Raw genomic sequence first — 3,359 nt, 5'->3', positions numbered from 1 at the left:
CTGACCGTTCACCCCGGCGCTGCCCGGCTGGGAGAGCCAGGCGATCGTCTCCGCGACGTCGACCGGCAACCCACCCTGCTGCAGCGAGTTGATCCCCTTCGACGCCGCGTAGTGGGTCTGCCCGCGGTTGCCGGCGACGACCAGATCGGCCGGCGTCACCTCGACCTCACCCGGTTCCCCGCCCGCCGCAGTGCGAGCGGGAGATCGTTGCGTGACTGCAAATTTCCGCACACCGCGGCTGACGGGTCCCCCGGCGGGGGTATGCAACCCGTGCGGCGCTGACGACGACGGCGTCCCGCTACTGCCGTAGCCATCGAAGCCACTCGACAGCCCGGACCACGAGGCCGACGAGGCCGATGAAGACCATGACGGCGCCGACCACGTAGAGGTCCTCCCGAAGGAGGCCCAGCGCCCCGATGCCCATCCCCAGCGCGATCACGAGCAGTACCGCCATCACCGCACCGTCACCCCCGGCACCGACAGTGCCCCCGGGGCGCCCTCGCACACATGCCGGACGCCCACCGGTCCCGGATCCCGCCGAGCGGTGGGGAGCTCCGCGGTGAGCGGCGCGGCGCAGGTCCTGGCCGACGGCGCGATCCCCGAGCGCACCCAGTACGCGGCGGCCCTGGCCTTCCACATCGTCTTCGCCTGCTTCGGCATCGCCTTCCCCGCCGTCGTCCTGACCGTCCACCGGATCGGCCTGCGGCGCAGGGACCCGGCGGCGGTGCTGCTGGCCCGCCGGTGGTCGAAGATGATGGCGGTCATCTTCGCGGTCGGCGCGGTGTCGGGGATGGTGCTGTCCTTCGGGCTGGGCCTGCTGTGGCCGGGGCTGATGAGGCGCTACGGCGCCGCCTTCGGCATCCCGTTCAGCGTCGAGGGCATCTGGTTCTTCACCGAAGCCGTCTTCCTGGCGATCTACATCTACGGCTGGCGGCGCCTGCCTCCGCGGCTGCACTGGTGGCTGGGGACCCCACTGGTGGTGGCCGCGGTGTTCGGCGCCTGGTCGGTGGTGGCGGCGAACTCGTGGATGAACACGCCGGGCGGGTTCACGCTGAGCGATGGCCGGGTCACCGACGTCGACCCGTGGGCGGTGTTCTTCAACCGCGCCAGCCTCTACGAGGTCCCGCACATGATCCTGGCCGCCTACATGGTCGTCGGGTTCACGGTGGCCGGGATCTACGCGGTCGGCCTGCTCCGCGGCCGCCGGGACCGCTACCACCGGCTGGGCTTCGGTGTCCCGTTCGCGATCGGGGCGATCGCCGCGCCCCTCCAGGTGCTCACCGGCGACTGGGCGGCCCGGAAGATCTCCGAGCAGCAGCCGCTCAAGTTCGCCGCGATGGAACTGGTCGACCACACCCACTCCCACGTCACCGAGTGGATCGGCGGGATCTACCTCGACGGCCACGTCTACTTCGGCATCGGGATCCCGTCCCTGGACTCGATCCTCGTCGGGTTCCGACCCGACACGGTGGTGATCGGCTGGGACAGCGTGCGACCGCGGCTGCGGCCCCCGTGGCCCAACCTGATCCACCTCTCCTTCGACCTGATGGTCGGGATCGGCTTCGCGCTCCTGGTGCTCGGCGCCTGGCAGGGCTGGATCTGGTATTTCCGCCGGAGCATCCTGCGCACCCGCTGGTTCCTGGTGCCGACCGCACTGTCGGGGGCGGCCGCGATCCTCGCCGTCGAGCTGGGCTGGATCGTCACCGAGGTCGGCCGGCAGCCCTGGGTCGTCTACGGCTACCTGCTCACGGAGGACGCCGACACCACCGCGGGCGGCGTCCTGGCCACCCTGATCGCGATCTTCGTGATCTATGCGGTGCTCACCGCGGTCGTGATCGGCGTGCCGTGGACGATGAGCCGCCGATGGCGCCGGGCCGACGCCCGGCAGGAGGACGAGGAGCAGACGCCGTACGGGCCACCGCCGGCCGAGCGCGCAGAGCGGGTGCCGGCATGACCCCGGCACCGGAGACCCTCGCCGTCGCGACCATCCTGCTCGCGGTCATGGCGGCCTACGCGCTGTTCGCCGGGGCCGACTTCGGCGGCGGGATCTGGGACCTGCTGGCCGGTGGCCCCGAACGGGGGGCCAGGCCGCGCGCGGCGATCGACGCCTCGATCACCCCGGTCTGGGAGGGCAACCAGGTCTGGACCGTGTTCGGTCTGGTGCTGCTGTGGACGGCGTTCCCGCCGGCGTTCGCGGCCGTCATGACGACGCTGTTCATCCCGATCGCCGTGGGCGTCTTCGGCATCCTGGTGCGCGGGGTCGGCTTCGCCTTCCGGCACGAGGCCGAGCGGCTGCCGACCAAGGCGCTCACCGGGGCGCTGTTCGCCGCGGCCTCGCTGCTCACCCCGTTCTTCTTCGGCACGGCCGTCGGCGCGGTGGCCACCGGGCAGGTGCCGGCCGACGGGTCGGGCAGCTCGGTCGGGTCCTGGACCACACCGACGGCGCTGCTCACCGGGACGTTGTTCGTCGCCGCCTGCGCCTACGTCGCCGCGGTGTACCTCGTCGGGGACTCCCACCGCCGCGACCAACCTGACCTGGTGCGCTATTTCTCCCGCCGCGCCCTCGCCGCCGGCGTGCTCACCGGTGCGCTGGCCGCGGTCAACCTGGTCCTGCTGCACGGGAGCGCCCCGTACCTGTTCGACCGGCTGACCGGCCCGGCGCTCCCGCTGGTCGTGGCCTCGGTGGTGGCCGGGATCGCGGCCCTGGTCGTGATCGTGCTGCAGCGGCCCTGGGCATTGCGCACCCTCGCCGCGATCGCCGTCGCCACCGTCGTGGGGGGCTGGGGATGGGCCCAGTACCCCTACCTGCTGCCCCCCTCGCTGACCCTCGCGGCGGGCAGCGCCCCCGTGGCCACGATGCGGGCCGAGCTGGCGGTCGCGGCCCTCGTGGTGGTGATCGTGGCGCCCTCCTACGGCTACCTGTTGTGGCTGCAGCAGCACGACCGGTTGCAGGAGATCCCGACGACGGCAGAGCTGCGCGAGGAAGCGGCCGGGCGGAGCACCGCCGAGGCGGCCCGGCAGCCGGCGGCACGGTGAATCCCGTGGTGGCCGCCGTCGTGTTCGCCGCGGCGGCGGCCGGGTTGCTCCGCGACCTCGCCTTCCGGCGAGGCCCCCACCCCTGAGCGCCGGCGACGGCGCGCCCTCTCGCGGAGAACGGCCCGGCGGTCAGGCCGGCCGGACCGTGCCGACCAGGTGCTCGGTGCCGGTCCGGGCGTTGCGCACCCCGAAGTCCCAGCCGCCGTCGGCGCGCGCGGTCGACAGCGCGACCGTGGAGGGCAGGTACAGCGGCTTCTTGAACGCCACGTCGGCGGTGAACGCCTCGGGCAGCCGGCCCGACAGCGCGGCGAGGGCGCGGGCCT

At 73.0% G+C, this 3,359-nt stretch carries 3 protein-coding genes and 1 pseudogene; 2 read left to right on the top strand and 2 right to left on the bottom strand.

All coding sequences use genetic code 11. The annotated features are described in order from the left end of the window. Positions 1–298: 298 nt before the first annotated feature. On the bottom strand, positions 299–454 hold the full coding sequence (locus BMZ50_RS24465; protein WP_177212966.1) for a hypothetical protein: 156 nt from the start codon (positions 452–454) through the stop codon (positions 299–301). 105 nt (positions 455–559) lie between these two features. Between BMZ50_RS24465 and BMZ50_RS23445 the strand changes: the two genes are divergently transcribed. Continuing rightward, positions 560–1,954: a cytochrome ubiquinol oxidase subunit I gene (locus tag BMZ50_RS23445; RefSeq protein WP_177212965.1), complete on the top strand. Its 1,395-nt coding sequence runs from the start codon at positions 560–562 to the stop codon at positions 1,952–1,954. Continuing rightward, a complete protein-coding gene (locus BMZ50_RS23440) occupies positions 1,951–3,036 on the top strand; it encodes a cytochrome d ubiquinol oxidase subunit II (protein ID WP_177212964.1) in 1,086 nt (361 codons plus the stop codon). Before BMZ50_RS23445 ends, BMZ50_RS23440 begins: the two co-directional genes overlap by 4 nt. Before the next feature lie 129 nt (positions 3,037–3,165). Here BMZ50_RS23440 and BMZ50_RS23435 read toward each other — a convergent pair. After that, positions 3,166–3,359 (bottom strand): annotated as a pseudogene (locus BMZ50_RS23435) (hypothetical protein); the annotation flags it as partial.

The sequence above is a fragment of the Geodermatophilus ruber genome, assembly GCF_900114385.1.
Lineage (GTDB): Bacteria > Actinomycetota > Actinomycetes > Mycobacteriales > Geodermatophilaceae > Geodermatophilus > Geodermatophilus ruber.
Note: the sequence above shows the minus strand (reverse complement) of the source record. Positions and strands in the feature narration are given on the sequence as shown.

Coding starts and splice junctions, on each gene's coding strand:
- BMZ50_RS23440 (WP_177212964.1), top strand. CDS start 1,951: ATGACCCCGGCACCGGAGACCCTCGCCGTCGCGACCATCCTGCTCGCG.
- BMZ50_RS24465 (WP_177212966.1), bottom strand. CDS start 454: ATGGCGGTACTGCTCGTGATCGCGCTGGGGATGGGCATCGGGGCGCTG.